This window comes from Pseudomonas frederiksbergensis (genome assembly GCF_001952935.1).
In the GTDB taxonomy this organism is placed as follows: domain Bacteria; phylum Pseudomonadota; class Gammaproteobacteria; order Pseudomonadales; family Pseudomonadaceae; genus Aquipseudomonas; species Aquipseudomonas frederiksbergensis.
In genome coordinates this window covers 766426-784301 of the sequence record NZ_CP018319.1, presented here as the reverse complement: position 1 = coordinate 784301, position 17876 = coordinate 766426, and the positions used below count along the sequence as shown (strand labels likewise).

Genomic DNA, 17876 nt, shown 5'->3' with positions numbered 1-17876 from the left:
TCGACTGACACACCGCTTTCGCGAGCAAGCCCGCTCCCACAGGATTTTGCAGTGAGAGAAATTGATGTACAGCCTTGAAGACTTGCTGCACCTGATGAGCCGTCTGCGCGACCCGCAGTACGGCTGCCCGTGGGACATCAAGCAAACCTACGAAACCATCGTCCCGCACACCCTTGAAGAAGCCTACGAAGTCGCCGACGCCATCGAGCGCGGTGACTTCGATCACTTGCAGGGGGAGTTGGGGGATTTGCTGTTCCAGGTGGTTTATTACAGCCAGCTGGCGCGGGAAGAAGGGCGCTTCGAATTCGCCGGCGTCATCGACAGCATCACCCGCAAATTGATTCGTCGTCATCCGCACGTGTTTCCTACCGGTGATCTGTACGCGCCGCTGGATGTTCCGCGGCTGAATGAAGATCAGGTCAAGCAGCGCTGGGAAGAGATCAAGGCCGAAGAGCGCGCCGAGAAATCATCCACGCCAATGCAGCTGTCCTTGCTTGACGACGTACCCGCAGCATTGCCGGCATTGTCTCGTTCGGCGAAGTTGCAGAAGCGCGCAGGGCAGGTCGGTTTCGACTGGCCGGACGCCTTGCCGGTGCTCGACAAAGTGCGCGAAGAGCTCGATGAAGTGCTTGAAGCCATGGCCGACAATGACTGGGTAGCGATTGCCGATGAAGTCGGTGATTTGTTGTTTTCGGTGGTTAATCTGGCGCGTCATCTCAAGGTCGATCCCGAAACTGCACTGCGTGGCGCCAACACCAAGTTCGAAAGACGCTTCCGTTTTATCGAACAGGCATTGCGCGACACCCACCGTCCCATAGAAGATTGCACCCTCGAAGAGTTGGACGCCTTGTGGGGCGAAGCCAAACGTCAGGAAAAGAATTTGCCCAGCTGCGGTTGAGCAGTTGCCTAAGTGAGAAATAAGCACCATGAGCATTTCCCTTCGCGACCAGTTGCTCAAAGCAGGGCTGGTCAACCAGAAGCAGGCCAAACAGGTCGGCAAAGAGAAGCAGAAACAGCAGCGTCTGGCCCACAAAGGTCAGATCGAACTTGATGACTCGCAGCAGCGGGCGGCTCAGGAAGCCATGGCCGAGAAGGTCAAGCGCGATCAGGAGTTGAACCGTCAGCAACAGGAGAAGGCCGAGGCGAAGGCTCGCGCTGCCCAGGTCAAACAGTTGATCGAAGTCTCGCGTCTGCCGAAGCTGACGACCGAGGACTACTACAACTTCGTCGACGACAAGAAGGTCAAGCGCATCTGCGTCAACACGCTGATGCGCAACAAGCTCAGTAGCGGTTCGCTGGCCATCGTGCATCACGCCGGCGGTTATGAAGTGATCCCGCGTGAGGCGGCCCTGAAGATCCAGGAGCGCGATCCACAGCGTATCGTTCAGATGAACGTGAAGACCGAAGAAGTCGCTGCCGAAGACGATCCGTACGCGGCCTATCAGATCCCGGACGATCTGATGTGGTAAGCCGATAAAGGCTGCAACAACGACAAACCCCGCTCATGGCGGGGTTTGTCGTTTTTAATGCTGTCATTGCTTATGCGGATTGGAGCGCTCGTTGCTTCTCCAGTTTTTCCAGTTCGGCCTTGTAGCTGTGGGCATCGGTTTCGGAGTGGAACATCCCCACCAGCATGTCTTGTTGATGCACGTCCCAGATCCGGAGACCGGCGGCTATGCCTTCGTGGGACTTATGTGAATCGTCGCGTTCAGTTACTTTTACAGTCATCTGCTAGCTCCAATCTCTGTTATCTGCAGCAAGGCGTGTGCAGTACTCCGTTATAGGTTTGGTTAGCCTGCTAAGTAAATGGCCGAGTCTGGTAACGGATTTTTGCAAAATCAGAGAAAATCCTGCAGCCCTTGAAACACGTGGCATTTGGTCGCAGGCCCCTGGGTTTCATGACAAAAGCTTCATGTTCGCATTGAAGAAAATGTCTGGCTTCACACAAAACCTGTGGGAGTGAGCCTGCTCGCGATAGCGGTCTTATTCATACAGAAATGTTGAATGTGGTGCCGTCATCGCGAGCAGGCTCGCTCCCACAGGATTGCGGTGTTCAATCTTTCAGGCACAAAAAAAACGCCCCGAACCAGTCGGGGCGTTTTTGTGTGCAGCGTAGAAGGGCGGGTATTACTTACCGGCCCAGCGCTTCAGTACCAGCGTGGCATTGGTGCCACCGAAGCCGAAGCTGTTGCTCATCACGGTGTTGATGGTGGCGTCTTCACGAGTCTTGGTCAGGATCGGCATGTCAGCCACTTCCGGGTCCAGTTCGTCGATGTTGGCGGAGCCCGCCATGAAGTTGCCTTCCATCATCAGCATGCAGTAGATCGCTTCGTGAACGCCGGCGGCGCCCAGGGAGTGACCCGACAGGCTCTTGGTGGAGCTGATGGCCGGAGCCTTGTCACCGAACACTTCACGCACACCTTTCATTTCCATGACGTCGCCGACCGGAGTCGAGGTGCCGTGGGTGTTCAGGTAGTCGATCGGAGCGTCAACGGTGGACATGGCCATCTGCATGCAGCGGATGGCGCCTTCGCCGCTTGGGGCGACCATGTCGTAGCCGTCGGAGGTCGCGCCGTAGCCAACGATTTCCGCGTAGATCTTCGCGCCGCGGGCCAGAGCGTGTTCGAGCTCTTCGACCACGACCATGCCGCCACCGCCGGCGATGACGAAACCGTCACGCTTGGCGTCGTAGGCACGGGAAGCTTTTTCCGGGGTTTCGTTGTACTGGCTGGACAGTGCGCCCATGGCGTCGAACAGGAACGATTGGCTCCAATGCTCTTCTTCACCGCCACCGGCGAACACGATGTCCTGCTTGCCCATCTGGATCTGTTCCATGGCGTTACCGATGCAGTGAGCACTGGTGGCGCAGGCAGACGCGATGGAGTAGTTCAGGCCCTTGATCTTGAACGGCGTGGCCAGGCAAGCGGAAACGGTGCTGCTCATGGTCCGCGTTACACGGTATGGGCCAACGCGTTTCACGCCTTTCTCGCGCAGGATGTCCAGCGCTTCCATCTGGTTCAGCGTGGAGGCACCACCGGAACCGGCGATCAGGCCGGTACGCGGATTGGAGACTTGCTCATCGGTCAGACCGGAGTCGGCGATGGCGTCTTTCATGGCCAGGTAGGCGTAAGCCGCCGCGTGGCCGACGAAGCGATAGATCTTGCGATCGATCAGCTCTTCGAGGGGAAGGTCAATGGAGCCGGAAACCTGGCTACGCAGACCCATTTCGGCATATTCCGGGTTGAACCGGATGCCAGGGCGGCTTGCACGCAGGTTAGCGGAGACGGTCTCTTTGTCATTGCCCAGGCACGAAACGATGCCCAGACCAGTGATAACGACGCGGCGCATGCGGATAACCCTTAGAAGTTGTCAGTGGAGGTGAAAACGCCGACCCGAAGGCCTTCGGCGGTGTAGATCTCGCGGCCGTCGACACTGACCGAACCATCGGCGATGGCCAGGTTCAGCTTGCCTTTCAGTACACGCTTGATCTGAATGTTATAGGTTACTTTCTTGGCGGTCGGCAGAACCTGACCAAAGAATTTCACTTCGCCCGAACCCAAGGCGCGACCGCGGCCCGGCAGACCTTGCCAGCCGAGGAAGAAACCGACCAGTTGCCACATGGCGTCGAGGCCCAGGCAGCCTGGCATCACCGGATCGCCTTCGAAGTGGCAAGCGAAGAACCACAGGTCCGGAGTGATATCCAGCTCGGCGACCAATTCACCTTTGCCGTACTTGCCACCCTCGGCGCTGATATGGGTGATGCGATCCACCATCAACATGTTCGGGGCGGGCAGTTGTGCGTTACCTGGGCCGAACAGCTCACCGCGACTGCAGCGCAGCAGGTCTTCCCGAGTAAAGGCGTTTTGTTGGGTCATGCGAGCTCCTCAATAGTCCCATGCGGCAGGTGGGGCAAATCTTCCCGGCCGATCGAAGCGTTCATGCCTCGAGTCAGCAGCCTACTCATAGACTATTGCGTTGTGGTGAAAGTCACAGCACCAAGGACATGAATGTACACTTGTGCACTGAAATTATTATTCAAGCCCCTTTTCGGGCCTGTTCGGGTGCCTAAGACTGCCGCACTTTCGCCTTTCACGCCAGTCGCAGATAGCCGAAAGGCCTGCACTACTGCACCCAGCGCTGCAGAATTTGCTGCAAATCTGTGCGTTTGAAGGGCTTGGCCAGGTAATCGTTCATTCCCGCCGATAAACAGGCTTCGCGGTCACCCTGCAAGGCGTTGGCGGTCAGCGCGATGATCGGCAAGTCTGTGCAACCGGGTAATTGGCGAATCTGCCGGGTGGCCTCGTAGCCGTCGATGATCGGTAGCCGGCAATCCATCAGAATTGCTTCGAAAATCAGACTCTCCGCACTGCGCACTGCCTGCGCGCCATCGGTGACGACGCTGACAGTAAAGCCCAGACTGCGCAACATTGCTTCGATGACCGTCTGATTGACCGGATTGTCTTCCACCAGCAACACGTTGCGCCCTTCGCCATCACCGCTGCCGGTCGGTATGCGTGGCGCCAGCACGGGTGGCGTCTGTTTATAGAGCGCCAGCGGGATTTCCAGGGTGAATACCGAGCCGCGACCTTCCTCGCTCTGGGCGCGCAACGTGCCGCCCATGCGTTCAGCCAGCGTGCGAGCAATCGGCAGGCCCAGCCCGGTGCCACCGTATCGCCTGGAAATAGAGCTGTCGGCCTGTTGGAAGGCGTTGAACATCAATTCCAGGCTTTCAGCCGAGATCCCAATCCCGCTGTCGCGCACAGTGCAGGTGAACCACAGCAGTTCGTGGTCCAGCGATTGCCATTGCGGTTCGATGCTGACGCGGCCCTGTTCGGTGAATTTCAGTGCATTGCCGATCAGGTTGACCAGGATCTGCCGGATCCGCGTCGGGTCGCCCTGCACCTGCAACGCGCGCATGTCGTCCGGGATCGACAGCGCCAGGTCGAGCCCGCGTTGCGCTGCGCTGTGCGAGAACGACTGGGCACAACTGCCGATCAGGTCTGCGAGGTTGAATGGAATGTGCTCCAGCTCCAGTTCCGAACGCTCGATGCGCGAGAAATCGAGAATGTCGTTGATGACTTTGAGCAGGTGTTCGGTGGACTCCGAGGCGAGCGCCGCGTATTCGACCTGCTCCTCGGTCATCTCGGTGGTTTCCAGCAGTTGCAGCATGCCCAGCACGCCATTCATCGGCGTGCGCAGTTCGTGGCTCATCATCGCTAGGAAATCGGATTTGGCATTGTTGGCTTTTTCCGCTTCCTCGCGCGTCTGAATCAACTGCGCCATCGCTTGATGCTGTTCGCGGCTGGCTTGTTCGAGCCCGCTGGCGAGGTTGTTGATGTGTTGCGACAGCGCGCCCAGTTCAGTGTCGTCGACGATCGGCAGCGGGGTTTTGTAGTCGCCGTCCTGAATCGCCTTGACCGCGTTGCCGATGTCGCGGATCGGTTGCGACAGGCTGCCGGCCAGGCGCCGGGCCAGCAGAAAGGTGAACAGCAGGGCGAACAGCGCCAGGATCCCGGCCTTGAGCAGGATTTCCTGTTGACGCTGGCTGAAGGCGTCATTGGACAGGCCGACGATCACCCGACCCAGATAATCCTCGGTGGGCGCCGCGTTGGCGACGCGGCTGCCCTGCAGGAAATCATTGTGCAGCTGGATGCGTTGCAGCCGCACGGGGGCCTGGAACACTTCGACCTGGTGTGAGCGGTTGTGAGTTTGCGACGGTTGCTCGACGTACACCAGAATCCGGTTGGCGCTGTCCTGGACTTCCAGAAAGCGCACATTGGGCGTGGCCAGGGTCGCCTTGAGCAAACTGTCGAGCACCTCGTTGTTGCCCGAGATCACCCCGTATTCGGTAGCCGGCGCCAGTTGGTTGGCGATCAGTTGCCCGGTGTGATTGAGCTCCTGACGCAGGTCCTGGATCCGCACGAAGGTAAAGAAGCTGATCAACAGCAACGTCAGCAACAGGGCAGGGCCGAGGCTGATGATTTGTGTGCGGGTGTTGATGTCCCAACGGCGACGGAAGGTCATGGGCGATTTTCTCCTTCGGCCAACTGTGTTGCGACAGACGCGTCGTCCATCTGTTCAATACCTAATGAACGAGCCACTTGCGGGTTGCTCAAGACTTTGAAGCGTTGCGGGTAGTGCGCGCGAGGCCAGGTGGCCGGTGGCCGGTCGAGCAGTTCGTCGAGCATTGCCAGCCAATCGCTCTGATCGCTGTAGGTGCTGGCCAGGCTCCCGGCCCTGACGAACCCGGCGTTAGGTCCGATCAGCGCCATTTGCCGTGCATAGCTGCTGAGCAACAGGTTTTTCACGGTTTTCGGGTTGTACAGGTCGGGATCGTCGAGGCCCAGCAACACGTCGCTGTTCTTCAGCAAGTTCTGCAACGGCCGACTGTCGTTGGTGTTGTCCCAGCGCTCGGTGACCACCTCAAGGCCCAGGGAGTGGGCGGCCTGATGCAATTCCTGCAAAAGGAATTCGCTATGGCTGTCAAAGAGCACGCCGACCCGTTTGACCTGCGGCAGCAGCAATCGGGTCAGGCGCAATTGGCGGTCCAGCGGCGGGTCGCTCCAGAGCAGGCTGAGGCGCGGGGGCAGGGTGGTCCCCAGACGCTGGCGGGCTTGCAGGCGGCTGATGCGCAGCACCAGCGTCGCCGGGCCTTGGGCGTCTTGCAGACGCCAGTCGAGGCTCGGCAGATCGAGCAGAATCAAACGGGTCCCGGCGGGCAGCTTGCCTGGCGCCGGCAGACTGGCCAGCGGCTGGAAGCGCACGTTATCGGCAGACCGCAAGGTGCTCAGCGCCTGGGTGAAGGATTGCATGGCCAGGCTGTCCTCCGCGCCGGTCAGCAAAATGTCCGCGGCGCTGGCCGGCAGGCTGCTCAGCAGTCCGGCAAACACCAGGCACAACCCGGCCAGCAGGCGGCCAAGGATTGGCGTTTTGCGTGACGGGCTATACAGCACCTTAGAACGCCAGCTCTGCGCTGAAATAAAGCACTCGGCGCTCGTCGTAGTTGTTGTCGACGAACGTTGTGGGCTGGTTGTCGAGGCGTTGCTGGAGCACACCGGCCAGTTCCAGGCTGGCCTTGCCCAGGCCGATGCGTTTAGCGATGCGCGTGTCGACCCGTTCAAAGCGGTAGCCGTTCAGGGCATCGTCACCATAGTAGAAGAGCGCGCTGTTCCAGCCGTGGCCCCAGTTGTGCAGCCAACCGGCGGAACCACTGTTTCGCGCGGTCTGTTGTGCATCCTGCGGGTTGCTCGCCTCGGCATCGACGTAGGCATACGTCAGGCGCAGGCGATCGGCGCTGCTGATTCTCCAGTCGAGCTGGGTTTCTGCCCCGGAGAAGCGCGCGCTGTTTGAGTTGCTGGCGATGTACTGATTGTTGCGCAACGGTTCGCTGATCATCCCGGTGATTTCGTCGTAGAACAGTTTTACATCGACCGCCAGCCCCGCTTCGGCAAAGTAGCCGTTGTAGCCCAGCTCCCGGGAGCGCATGTGTTCCTGTTCGAGGTTGCCGGGGCCACGGGTCTTGACGAAATAACGGGCACTGGACTGACCATAGGCGCCGGGGCGCAGGCTCTTCACCTGATAGCTCCAGTTGACGTTGTTCTCGAACATGTCCGGCGAGCGGATGGCTTCCGAGTACACCGCGCGCAGGCCATGGCGCGGGTTGATCAGGTAGTTGACCGCCACCCGTGGGGTGAGCGAACTGCCGATCAATTGCGTGTCTTCGAACATCGCACCGCCCTGCAGCAACCAATGCTCGGTGGCGCGCCACTCGAGTTGGCCGAACGCTCGCCAGGTGGTGTCGTCGAGGGTGCCATTGAAGTAGGTCTCGGAATTTGCCCGGTCGTAACGATAGTTCATGCCGCTGACCAGCCGCAGACTGTCGGACAGGCTGAGGGTGTCCTGCAATTCAAGGTCGTAGCGCGATTCCCGGGTGCTCTGGTCAATATCGCCACAGAGGGTTTGCCGGGCGCCGTTGCGCCATTGGTCGAGCACTTGATTGGCCAGTGCGCGCTGGGTCGGGTCACCTGCGGGCGCGCCGGGGCCGGTGTAGCGCTCCATGTTGCGCGCCAGGCGTTCGGTGTAATTCGGGTTGAGCTGCCAGAGTTCGGTCAACTGCGGGCTGAACGAAACCTCGGCATCGCAGGCACGCCAGGTCTGCTGGCGATCCCAGTGCTGTGCCGAGCCCTGGACGTAAAGGCTGTGATCGGGATTGATGTCGAGGTTCCAGCGCAGCGAACCGGCATAGTCCTTGGCGATGACGTCGGAATTGTTCCCGGCATCGGTAATCCCAGAGAAGACCGGGCGGTAGGTATACGGCCGCTGGTTGCTCCCCTCTTTGGCATTCAATTGCCAGTCGATACTCTGGTTTTCAGTGAGCGTCTGGCTGACGGCGAGGTTGAAGCGGTTCAAACGGCGGCTGTCGCGGTAATCGGCGCCGTTACGCTCCGAGTCGAAGCCGTCGTCTTGCTGGCCGGACAGCGACAGGCGCAGGTCGCCGCCGTCCCACCCCACGCCCTGGCTGGCGTAAAAGTCGTCGATGCCGCGCTGCCCACGGGTTACTTTCATTCGCGTGCCGTGGCTGTCGGCCGGGTTGCGCGTGAGGATATTGACCACCGCCATCAGCGCATTGGCGCCATAGCTGACGGTGTTCGGGCCGCGGAAAACTTCGATGCGTTCGATGTCTTCCAGGGCCACCGGAATGTCACTCCAGTCCACCGTGGCCAGGCCTGCGCGGTACACCGAGCGGCCGTCGATCAACACTTGCAGGCGTCGCGCTTCGGTCGCATTGGTGCCGTGATAGTTCACCGCCGCCTGGTTGCCGTTGATGTTGCCGACCATCATTCCCGGCACCAGTCGCAGCAACTCGCTGATGTCCCGGGCGCCACTGGCGTTGATCAGTTCGCTGTCGATCACCGTCATGCTTCCCGGTACTGCGGCCGGCGACTGCTTGAGCCGCGTGGCGGTCAATACTTGCGGCAGCTGCTCGCTGTCGAGGAACAAGTCGTCGGCCAGCAATGGCGAGCTGAAGAGCAGTGCCAGTACCAACGGCGAGCGCGGTGATGGAGAGCCAAACGACACAACACATCCTTGATTGCGAACAATTGGCGCGCATGTTAACCGAGCGCAATGACTTTTCCAGTCACGTTGTGGGCATTTTCCTCGGTTTTCTTAGTCTTCTTCCTACAAATGTCGGTAATTGATGTGGGGGCTGGCCGCCACTGGGGCGCTCCGTATAATGCCGACATCGCCACTGGTATGGATTAACGGATTGCATATGACTGAACAGCGCCCAATTGCGGTCCTGGGAGGCGGAAGTTTTGGTACCGCCGTGGCTAATCTGCTGGCCGAGAACGGGCATCAGGTCCGGCTGTGGATGCGTGACCCCGAACAGGCCGAGGCCATTCGGGTCAATCGCGAGAACCCGCGTTACCTCAAAGGCATCAAGATTCTGCCGGCCGTGGAAGCGGTCACCGACCTGCTGGCCACCCTGCAAGCCTGCGACCTGTGCTTCGTCGCACTGCCGTCCAGCGCGCTGCGCTCGGTATTGATGCCGCACGCCGAACGTTTGAACGGCAAATTGTTGGTGAGCCTGACCAAAGGCATCGAAGCCCACACCTTCAAACTGATGAGCGAAATCCTCGAAGAGATCGCCCCGCAAGCGCGCATCGGCGTGCTGTCCGGGCCGAACCTGGCCCGTGAAATCGCCGAGCATGCGCTGACCGCCACGGTGGTCGCCAGCGAAGACGAAGAACTCTGCCAGCGGGTCCAGGAAGCGCTGCACGGCAAGACCTTTCGCGTATACGCCAGCGCCGACCGCTATGGCGTCGAGCTGGGCGGGGCGTTGAAAAACGTCTACGCGATCATTGCCGGCATGGCCGTGGCGATGGGCATGGGCGAAAACACCAAGAGCATGCTGATCACCCGGGCGTTGGCGGAAATGACCCGCTTTGCGGTGAATCAGGGCGCCAACCCGATGACCTTCCTCGGTTTGGCGGGCGTGGGCGATCTGATCGTCACCTGCTCGTCGCCGAAAAGCCGTAACTACCAGGTCGGGTTCGCCCTCGGCCAGGGCTTGAGCCTGGAAGAGGCCGTGACGCGCCTGGGCGAAGTCGCTGAAGGGGTGAACACCCTCAAGGTACTCAAGACCAAGGCTCAGGAGGTGGGCGTGTACATGCCGCTGGTCGCCGGGCTGCATGCCATCCTGTTCGAAGGGCGCACGCTGGAGCAGGTGATCGGTCTACTGATGCGTGCCGAGCCGAAAACCGACGTCGACTTTATTTCCACCAGTGGTTTCAACTGAGCATCAGGGAGAGCGAGACATGAACGATCCGAAAACAGAGGACAAGTACGAATCCATCCTGCTGCGAGTGCTGTGGATGATCGTCTACGTGCTGGTCTGGCAAGTGGCGCAGTTCATCCTTGGCGCCGTGGTGCTGGTGCAGTTGATCTATCGTTTGATATATGGCGCCCCGAGCGCCAGCCTGATGAACTTCGGCGACAGCCTGAGCCAGTTTCTGGCGCAGATCGGTCGATTCGGCAGTTTTCACAGTGACCAGAAGCCCTGGCCGTTCGCCGACTGGCCGACGCCGCGTACACCGGAAGGTGAAGCGCCGCACGCTGTGGCGCCGGCACCACACCCGGTCCGAGATGAGGAGCCCAAGCTATGAAACTCTGGATACTGCGTCATGGTGAAGCCGAACCACACGGCAAGCGTCCTGATTCGGAACGGGCACTGACCGCTCATGGTCGTGAAGAAGTACTACGCACTGCCGCCGAGTTGGCCGGCAAGCCGCTGACCGCAATCTATGCCAGTCCTTTCCTGCGAGCGCAGGAGACTGCTGAAATTGTGCGCACGGCGCTGAATTTCGCACCGGAGATCCGCACGGTCGATTGGCTGACCCCGGATACCGACCCGGACAAGGTGGCAGAACAGCTGGTGTCGGTGAGTAACGTCCTGCTGGTCAGTCACAATCCGCTGGTGGGCAATTTGCTGAGCTATCTGCAGCACGGCGCCGGCTATCCACCGGAAAAAGTCAGTACCGCCGGCTTGGCCGAGCTTGAGCACAACGAACTACTGATCGGGTCGATGAAGCTTAACGGCATCAAACACCCTTGAAAGCCAAAAGACCGCAGCCTGTAGGAGCCGCCGAAGGCTGCGGTCTTTTGATCTGGCTCTACCCTCAAATAATTTAACCAAGCACTTGCTTGGTTGACTACGCTTGCTCCAGACCAAAAATAAAGGAGCGAGTCGCATGCCTGCTGCTTTTCGTTTGCCGCTGGACGTCTTCTACGAGCGCGAGGCCCGTCATCCCCGCCAGCGCTTTCTGGTCCAGCCCACGGGCGGCGGCCAGGTCGAAACCCTGAGCTGGGGCGACGTCGGTCATCAGGCGCGCTGCGCCGCACATTGGTTGCGCGCGCGCGAACTGCCCCAAGGCAGCCACATCGCCCTGATTTCGAAAAACTGCGCGCACTGGATCATCGCCGACCTGGCGATCTGGATGGCCGGGCACGTGTCGGTGCCGCTCTACCCGAACCTCACCGCCGAGACCGTGGCCCAGGTCCTTGAACACTCCGAAGCGGCGCTGGCGTTCATCGGCAAACTCGATGACTGGCCCGGCATGTCTCGCGGGGTCAGCGCCGATCTGCCGACGATCAGTCTGCCGTTGCATCCGCCTGGAACGTTCGACTACAGCTGGGCCGACCTGCAAAAGAGCACACCGATCCAGGACGATCCCAAGCCGTCCGGCGACCAGTTGGCGACCATCATTTACACCTCCGGCACCACCGGTATGCCCAAAGGCGTGATGCACAGTTTCGCCAACCTGGGGTTTGCCACCACTCGCGGCACGCAGTTGTTTGGCTTGAATGAGTCGGATCGGTTGCTGTCCTACCTGCCGCTGTGCCATGTCGCCGAACGGATGTTCGTCGAGCTGGCGTCGATCTACACCGGACAAACGGTGTTTTTTGCCGAGAGCCTCGACACCTTCCTGACCGATTTACGCCGTGCACGACCGACCGCGCTGTTCGGCGTACCGAGGATCTGGACCAAATTCCAGATGGGCGTGTACAGCAAGATCCCGGCAAAGCGCCTCGACTTCCTGCTCGGTCTGCCGATCATCGGCAAGCGGGTTGGCCACAAAATCCTGGCCGGGCTCGGGCTGGATGCCTTGCGCATCGCCTTGTCCGGCGCCGCGCCCGTGCCGCAGACCTTGCTGCTGTGGTACCGCAAGCTGGGGCTGGATGTGCTGGAGGTGTACGGCATGACCGAAAGCTGTGGTTATTCGCACATTTGCCTGCCGGGCCAGAACAAACCCGGCTGGATCGGCAAGCCCTGCCCGGAGGTCGAGGTGCGGATCGCCGAGTCGGGCGAGGTCATGGTGCGCAGCGGCGCGACCATGCTCGGGTATTTCAAGGAACCCGAGAAAACCGCCGAAACCATCAATGAAGACGGCTTCCTGCGCACCGGCGATAAAGGTGAGGAGGACGCCGAAGGCAACCTACGCCTGACCGGGCGACTGAAGGAAATCTTCAAGACCAGCAAAGGCAAATACGTCGCCCCGGCACCGATCGAGAATCGTCTGGCGGAGCACTCGCGCATCGAGCAAGTGTGCGTGGTGGGCGATGGCCTGAGTGCGCCGCTGGGGTTGTGCGTGCTCTCGGCGGTCGGTCAGCAGGACGCCAGCGGAGCGGCGCGGGCGGGCCTGCATTCAAGCCTGGAAAAACTCCTGGAAGAGGTCAACGGCGTCCTCGACAAACACGAACGCTTGCATCGATTGGTGGTGGTCAAGGACAGCTGGGCGGTGGAAAACGGTTTTCTGACGCCGACCCTGAAGATCAAGCGCAATGTGATCGAAGCCGCCTACGGTGCCCGCTTCAAAGAATGGAGCGAGCGCAGTGAAGCGGTGCTGTGGCAGGATTGAGTCACGAATAAAACCTACAAAGGAAAGTAACTATGAGTTTGTGGCGTACTACTCCCAGCATCGAACATTTGAACGAAACCCGGAAAAATACCATCGGTGAAGTGCTGGATATTCGCTTCGAAGCCTTCGACGAAGAGTCCCTGACCGCGAGCATGGTCATCGACCATCGCACTCACCAGCCTTACGGCTTGCTGCACGGCGGCGCCTCGGTGGTGCTGGCCGAAACGGTCGGCTCGATGGCCAGTTACCTGTGCATCGACGCCAGCAAGTTTTACTGCGTAGGCCTGGAAATCAACGCCAACCATTTGCGCGGCTTGCGCAGTGGGCGGGTCACGGCGGTGGCCAAGCCAATTCACATTGGTCGCACGACGCATGTCTGGGATATCCGTTTGACCAGCGATGAGGGCAAGGCCAGTTGTGTGTCGCGGTTGACCATGGCGGTGGTGCCATTGGGTGAGAATCCACCCTCCCGCTGAAACGCTTTCCATGTAGCAGCCGAACGCAGCCTCCTTGACCGGACTGTCATCATTCATGGCGCTTACGGTCATTGCTGTAGGACGTCGTCTTACGGACAATCAACCCTCGTTTTCGTTGATGGATCACAGGTATGTCGCAACAGATATTTTTCGCCCACGCCAACGGGTTTCCCTCGGGCACCTACGGCAAGTTATTCGCGGCGCTGGCGCCCGAGTACCAGGTGACGCATCTGCAGCAGCACGCCCACGACCCGCGTTTTCCGGCGGATGACAACTGGTACAACCTGGTCGACGAGTTGATTCATCACCTCGAGCAACAACCGGAACCGGTGTGGGGCGTAGGCCATTCCTTCGGTGGCGTGTTGCATCTGCACGCGGCGTTGCGGTGCCCCGAGCTCTATCGCGGCGTGGTGATGCTTGATTCGCCGGTGCTGACCCGCGCTGATCAATGGGTGATCCGCGCTGCCAAACGCTTCGGTTTCATCGATCGCCTGACCCCGGCCGGCCGTACGTTGGGACGGCGGGAAGAGTTCACCGATCTGGAAGCGGCTCGACTCTATTTCGCGGGCAAAACCCTGTTTCGCGGCTTCGACCCGGAATGCTTCGACGCTTACCTGCAACATGGCTTGCACAAGGTGGGCGACCGGTTGCGCCTGCGCTTCGACCCGGCCACGGAAATCAGTATCTACCGCGGCGTGCCGCACACCAGTCCCGGCCGCACACGGCAACTGAAAGTGCCGCTGGCGGTGGTTCGCGGGCACAAGAGTCGGGTGGTGATGCGTCATCACGCAAGCCTCGTGGGGCGCTTGCCGCTGGGCGAGTCCCTGACCATGCCAGGCGGCCACATGTTTCCCCTTGAACGTCCCCAGGACACGGCCACACTGCTGAAGAACCTGCTCAGCCGGTGGGACGGTCGCCACCAACAGGATTGCGCATGAGCAATGTCGTTGAAGAAGTTCGCCTGAGCCTGCCGCACATCGAGTTGGCAGCGCACTTGTTCGGCCCCGAAGACGGCATGCCGGTAATCGCCTTGCATGGCTGGCTGGACAACGCCAACAGCTTCGCCCGGCTGGCGCCGAAGCTCAAAGGCTTGCGCATCATCGCACTGGACATGGCCGGTCACGGTCATTCCGGGCATCGGCCGAGCGGTGCCGGTTACGCGCTGTGGGACTATGCCCATGACGTGTTGCAAGTGGCTGAGCAATTGGGCTGGAAGCGTTTCGGGTTGCTGGGGCATTCCATGGGCGCGATCGTTTCGCTGGTGCTGGCCGGTTCGTTACCGCAACGCGTGACGCACCTGGCGTTGATCGACGGCGTCATTCCTCCTACAGACAAGGGCGAAAACGCTGCCGAGCGGATGGGCATGGCCCTGCAAGCGCAGCTGGATTTGCGCGAGAAGCGCAAACCGGTCTACAACACCCTCGACCGGGCCATCGAGGCGCGCATGAAAGGCTTGGTCGCTGTCAGTCGCGAAGCCGCAGAACTGCTGGCCCAACGTGGATTGATGCCGGTGCCGGGCGGTTATACCTGGCGCACCGATAACCGCTTGACCTTGCCGTCGCCGCTGCGGCTGACCTCCGAACAGGCGATGGCCTTCGTCCAGCGAGTCAGTTGTCCTGCAAAACTGCTGGTGGCTGCCGACGGCATGCTCGCCAAACATCCCGAGTTGCTGGAGCGTCTACCCTTTAGCCGTGAACAGCTGCCTGGCGGCCATCATTTGCACCTGAATGACGAACCCGGTGCCGAGCTTGTCGCAGACTGTTTCAATCGGTTCTTCGCCGTTCCTTGACTTGCGCCGGGCAACTGTCGAGGCTGGGCGGGTTGAAATGGGAGACAACCATGATAGATCTCTACACCGCTGCGACCCCGAATGGCCACAAGGTCTCTATCGTGCTCGAGGAACTCAGCCTGCCCTACACGGTGCACGCCTTGAGTTTCGACAAAAAGGAACAGAAGTCCGAGGGCTTCCTCAAGATCAATCCCAATGGCCGGATTCCGGCGATTGTCGACCGCGCCAACGGCGATTTCGCCGTGTTTGAATCCGGTGCGATCCTGATTTACCTGGCGGAACTGAGCGGCAAACTGCTGCCAAAAGACCCCAAGGGGCGTTCAGTGGCATTGCAATGGCTGATGTTCCAGATGGGTGGGATCGGCCCGATGCAAGGCCAGGCCAACGTGTTTTTCCGTTACTTCCCCGAGAAGCTCCAGGGCGCCATCGATCGCTATCAGCATGAAACCCGCCGCCTCTATGAAGTGCTCGACACGCGCCTGCAAGCCGTAGAGTTTCTGGCCGGTGAATACAGCATTGCCGACATCGCCACTTATCCGTGGGTCCGTGGCCATGAATGGTCGGGTGTCGAGGTCGAAGGTTTGCCCGCCCTGCAGCGCTGGATGGCAACCATGGAGGCGCGTCCAGCGGTACAGCGCGGTTTGCTGGTGCCTGAGCGCATCGATGACGCCAGTATCATCAAGGGTGCCCAGGCCATGCTGATCCGATGAGTCTATCCATGCGTTCATTCAGTCTGCTGGCGCTGTGTTGCTTCAGTCCGCTGTTATTTGCCGCCGATGTCCCGGGCAGTCAGGACCTGCCGGTCGTGCCGCGTATGGTCGATGCGCAGATCGTTGACTATCGTCCGGTCGCCGAACTCGAGCGGATCTATCCATTGGGCTCGATCCGCAAAATCAGCGGCCAGTTGCGCTTCGACGGCCAGGTCGCTGCCCGAGGGCAAGCCACTTCGGTAACCTACGAGTTGCCACCGGAGCATTCCTCCACCGAGGCCTTCACCGCCGCTCGTGAAGCCTTGCAGAAGCAGGATGCCCAGTTGCTGTTCTGGTGCCAGGCCCGAGATTGCGGCGAAAGCAGCCTGTGGGCCAATGATGTCTTCGGCAATGCCAAGCTTTATGGTGCCGATGATCAGCAAGCCTATTTGCTGTTGCGCCTGGCGGCCCCACAGGACAACACGCTGGTAGCGCTTTACAGCATCACGCGCGGCAATCGCAAAGCTTATCTGCACGTCGAACAGTTTGACGCCGCCGCGCCGCTGGGTGATTTGCTGCCGACTTCTGCAACCTTGCTGCGAGAGCTCAAAAGCACCGGTGAACTCGATTTCCCCAAACTGACCGGCGATCCTGACGAAACCTGGCTGCGCCTGATCTCGCGCGGGTTGAATCTGGACACCACATTGCGGGTCAGTATTTCCGGGCCGAAGGCTGAAGCCTGGCGTCAGGCACTGATCGGGCAGGGTGTGCGTACCGCCAGGATGGAAGCGGGTAGTGTCGAAGGTGCTGGCTTGCACATCCAACTGTTGCGATAAGCTTTATCCGGCGAACGTATTTGCTGCGTTCGCCTACTCTTTTGCGGACTGACTTTTTTCGAGATTTAGATGATCAATAACGATCGGCTGTTGGTGCAGATCCTGCTCCTGGTGCTGTTTGGCGCGAGCTTCTGGGTGATGGCGCCGTTCTGGTCGGCGCTGTTTTGGGGCGCGGTGCTGGCGTTTGCCAGCTGGCCGCTGATGCGTTTGCTGACGCGTTTGCTCAATGGTCGCGAATCCCTGGCGGCCGCCGTGCTGACGCTGGGCTGGATGTTGCTGGTGGCGTTGCCGTTGGTCTGGCTGGGGTTCAACCTCGCGGACCATGTGCGCGATGCCACAGCGTTCATCAAGGATGTGCAGGTCGACGGGTTGCCGGAAGCGCCGACCTGGCTGGGCAGTATTCCCTTGGTGGGCGAGCGGCTGGTGGGGCTCTGGAACAGCATCGATCAGCAGGGCGCGGCGATGATGCTGGCGGTCAAACCTTATCTGGGCCAGGTCGGCAATTGGCTGCTGGCGCGCAGTGCGCAGATTGGCGGCGGGATACTTGAACTGACGTTGAGTATCGTCTTCGTGTTCTTTTTCTACCGTGACGGGCCGCGTCTGGCGGCATTTGTTCATGGGTTGCTGGAACGGCTGATTGGTGACCGTGCCGGGTATTACATTGAATTGGTGGCGGGCACGGTGCAGCGGGTGGTGAACGGCGTGATCGGGACGGCTGCGGCCCAGGCGGTTCTGGCGTTGATCGGATTTTTGATTGCCGGGGTTCCCGGGGCGTTGGTGCTGGGGATCGTCACGTTTTTGTTGAGCCTGATTCCGATGGGGCCGCCACTGGTGTGGATTCCGGCCACGGCCTGGCTGGCCTGGAAGGGTGAGTACGGGATGGCGGTGTTTCTCGGGGTTTGGGGGATGTTCATCATCAGCGGCGTCGACAACGTGCTCAAACCGTACCTGATCAGCCGGGGCGGTAATTTGCCGCTGGTGATTGTCCTGCTCGGGGTGTTTGGCGGGCTGATAGCCTTTGGGTTTATTGGCTTGTTCATCGGCCCGACGTTGTTGGCGGTGGCCTACAGCCTGCTGAACGACTGGAGCAAGAGTCAGGCTCGGGTCGAGGATCGCCGACCTTGAGATCAGGCCCTCGGAACCTGCGCCATTGCTGTCGCTATCCA

Annotated in this window: 18 protein-coding genes; 12 read left to right on the top strand and 6 right to left on the bottom strand. The window is 60.2% G+C overall.

Annotated features, from left to right (window positions below; translation table 11 throughout):
• Positions 1-64 precede the first annotated feature (64 nt).
• Together mazG and PFAS1_RS03960 are read left to right on the top strand one after the other, a co-directional pair.
• On the top strand, positions 65-898 hold the full coding sequence (mazG, locus tag PFAS1_RS03965; RefSeq protein ID WP_076028277.1) for a nucleoside triphosphate pyrophosphohydrolase: 834 nt from the start codon (positions 65-67) through the stop codon (positions 896-898).
• Positions 899-926: 28 nt separating this feature from the next.
• Positions 927-1469: a DUF2058 domain-containing protein gene (locus PFAS1_RS03960; protein WP_008148015.1), complete on the top strand. Its 543-nt coding sequence runs from the start codon at positions 927-929 to the stop codon at positions 1467-1469.
• Positions 1470-1539: 70 nt separating this feature from the next.
• Here the strand turns inward: PFAS1_RS03960 and PFAS1_RS03955 are convergent, their stop codons facing one another.
• The 6 genes from PFAS1_RS03955 to PFAS1_RS03930 form a co-directional block, all read right to left on the bottom strand.
• On the bottom strand, positions 1540-1728 hold the full coding sequence (locus tag PFAS1_RS03955) for a hypothetical protein (protein WP_076028276.1): 189 nt from the start codon (positions 1726-1728) through the stop codon (positions 1540-1542).
• Positions 1729-2127: 399 nt separating this feature from the next.
• Positions 2128-3348: a beta-ketoacyl-ACP synthase I gene (fabB, locus tag PFAS1_RS03950; protein WP_076028275.1), complete on the bottom strand. Its 1221-nt coding sequence runs from the start codon at positions 3346-3348 to the stop codon at positions 2128-2130.
• Positions 3349-3359: 11 nt separating this feature from the next.
• Positions 3360-3875 (bottom strand): 3-hydroxyacyl-[acyl-carrier-protein] dehydratase FabA, encoded by a 516-nt coding sequence (gene fabA, locus PFAS1_RS03945; RefSeq protein ID WP_008148022.1) that lies wholly within the window; start codon positions 3873-3875, stop codon positions 3360-3362.
• 247 nt (positions 3876-4122) lie between these two features.
• On the bottom strand, positions 4123-6024 hold the full coding sequence (locus PFAS1_RS03940) for an ATP-binding protein (protein WP_076028274.1): 1902 nt from the start codon (positions 6022-6024) through the stop codon (positions 4123-4125).
• Positions 6021-6953, bottom strand: coding sequence for an ABC transporter substrate-binding protein (locus PFAS1_RS03935; protein ID WP_076028273.1), 933 nt, complete (start codon positions 6951-6953; stop codon positions 6021-6023). The genes PFAS1_RS03940 and PFAS1_RS03935 overlap by 4 nt, the downstream gene beginning before the upstream one ends.
• A gap of 1 nt (position 6954) precedes the next feature.
• Positions 6955-9078: a TonB-dependent receptor plug domain-containing protein gene (locus PFAS1_RS03930; protein ID WP_076028272.1), complete on the bottom strand. Its 2124-nt coding sequence runs from the start codon at positions 9076-9078 to the stop codon at positions 6955-6957.
• A 196-nt stretch (positions 9079-9274) separates the two neighbouring features.
• Between PFAS1_RS03930 and PFAS1_RS03925 the strand changes: the two genes are divergently transcribed.
• The 10 genes from PFAS1_RS03925 to PFAS1_RS03880 all read left to right on the top strand — a co-directional run bounded on the left by PFAS1_RS03925 (position 9275) and on the right by PFAS1_RS03880 (position 17835).
• Positions 9275-10300, top strand: a complete 1026-nt coding sequence (locus PFAS1_RS03925) for an NAD(P)H-dependent glycerol-3-phosphate dehydrogenase (RefSeq protein WP_076028271.1) — start codon at positions 9275-9277, stop codon at positions 10298-10300.
• Between the two features lie 19 nt (positions 10301-10319).
• Complete coding sequence (locus tag PFAS1_RS03920; RefSeq protein WP_076028270.1) at positions 10320-10667, top strand: DUF4389 domain-containing protein; 348 nt, start codon at positions 10320-10322, stop codon at positions 10665-10667.
• On the top strand, positions 10664-11116 hold the full coding sequence (gene sixA / locus PFAS1_RS03915) for a phosphohistidine phosphatase SixA (protein WP_076028269.1): 453 nt from the start codon (positions 10664-10666) through the stop codon (positions 11114-11116). The genes PFAS1_RS03920 and sixA overlap by 4 nt, the downstream gene beginning before the upstream one ends.
• 136 nt (positions 11117-11252) lie before the next feature.
• A complete protein-coding gene (locus PFAS1_RS03910) occupies positions 11253-12920 on the top strand; it encodes an AMP-binding protein (protein ID WP_076028268.1) in 1668 nt (555 codons plus the stop codon).
• A 32-nt stretch (positions 12921-12952) separates the two neighbouring features.
• Positions 12953-13396: a hotdog fold thioesterase gene (locus tag PFAS1_RS03905; RefSeq protein ID WP_076028267.1), complete on the top strand. Its 444-nt coding sequence runs from the start codon at positions 12953-12955 to the stop codon at positions 13394-13396.
• Positions 13397-13527: 131 nt separating this feature from the next.
• The gene (locus PFAS1_RS03900) at positions 13528-14334 is read left to right on the top strand and encodes an alpha/beta fold hydrolase (RefSeq protein ID WP_076028266.1); all 807 of its coding nucleotides are present in this window, start codon (positions 13528-13530) and stop codon (positions 14332-14334) included.
• Positions 14331-15185 (top strand): alpha/beta hydrolase, encoded by an 855-nt coding sequence (locus tag PFAS1_RS03895; RefSeq protein WP_076028265.1) that lies wholly within the window; start codon positions 14331-14333, stop codon positions 15183-15185. Before PFAS1_RS03900 ends, PFAS1_RS03895 begins: the two co-directional genes overlap by 4 nt.
• Before the next feature lie 50 nt (positions 15186-15235).
• Positions 15236-15895, top strand: a complete 660-nt coding sequence (locus PFAS1_RS03890; RefSeq protein ID WP_076028264.1) for a glutathione S-transferase family protein — start codon at positions 15236-15238, stop codon at positions 15893-15895.
• Between the two features lie 8 nt (positions 15896-15903).
• Positions 15904-16710 carry a DUF4892 domain-containing protein gene (locus PFAS1_RS03885; RefSeq protein WP_076028263.1) on the top strand — a complete coding sequence of 269 codons (807 nt, stop codon included), beginning with the start codon at positions 15904-15906 and terminating at the stop codon, positions 16708-16710.
• 69 nt (positions 16711-16779) lie between these two features.
• Positions 16780-17835 carry an AI-2E family transporter gene (locus tag PFAS1_RS03880; RefSeq protein ID WP_076028262.1) on the top strand — a complete coding sequence of 352 codons (1056 nt, stop codon included), beginning with the start codon at positions 16780-16782 and terminating at the stop codon, positions 17833-17835.
• Positions 17836-17876: the final 41 nt, after the last annotated feature.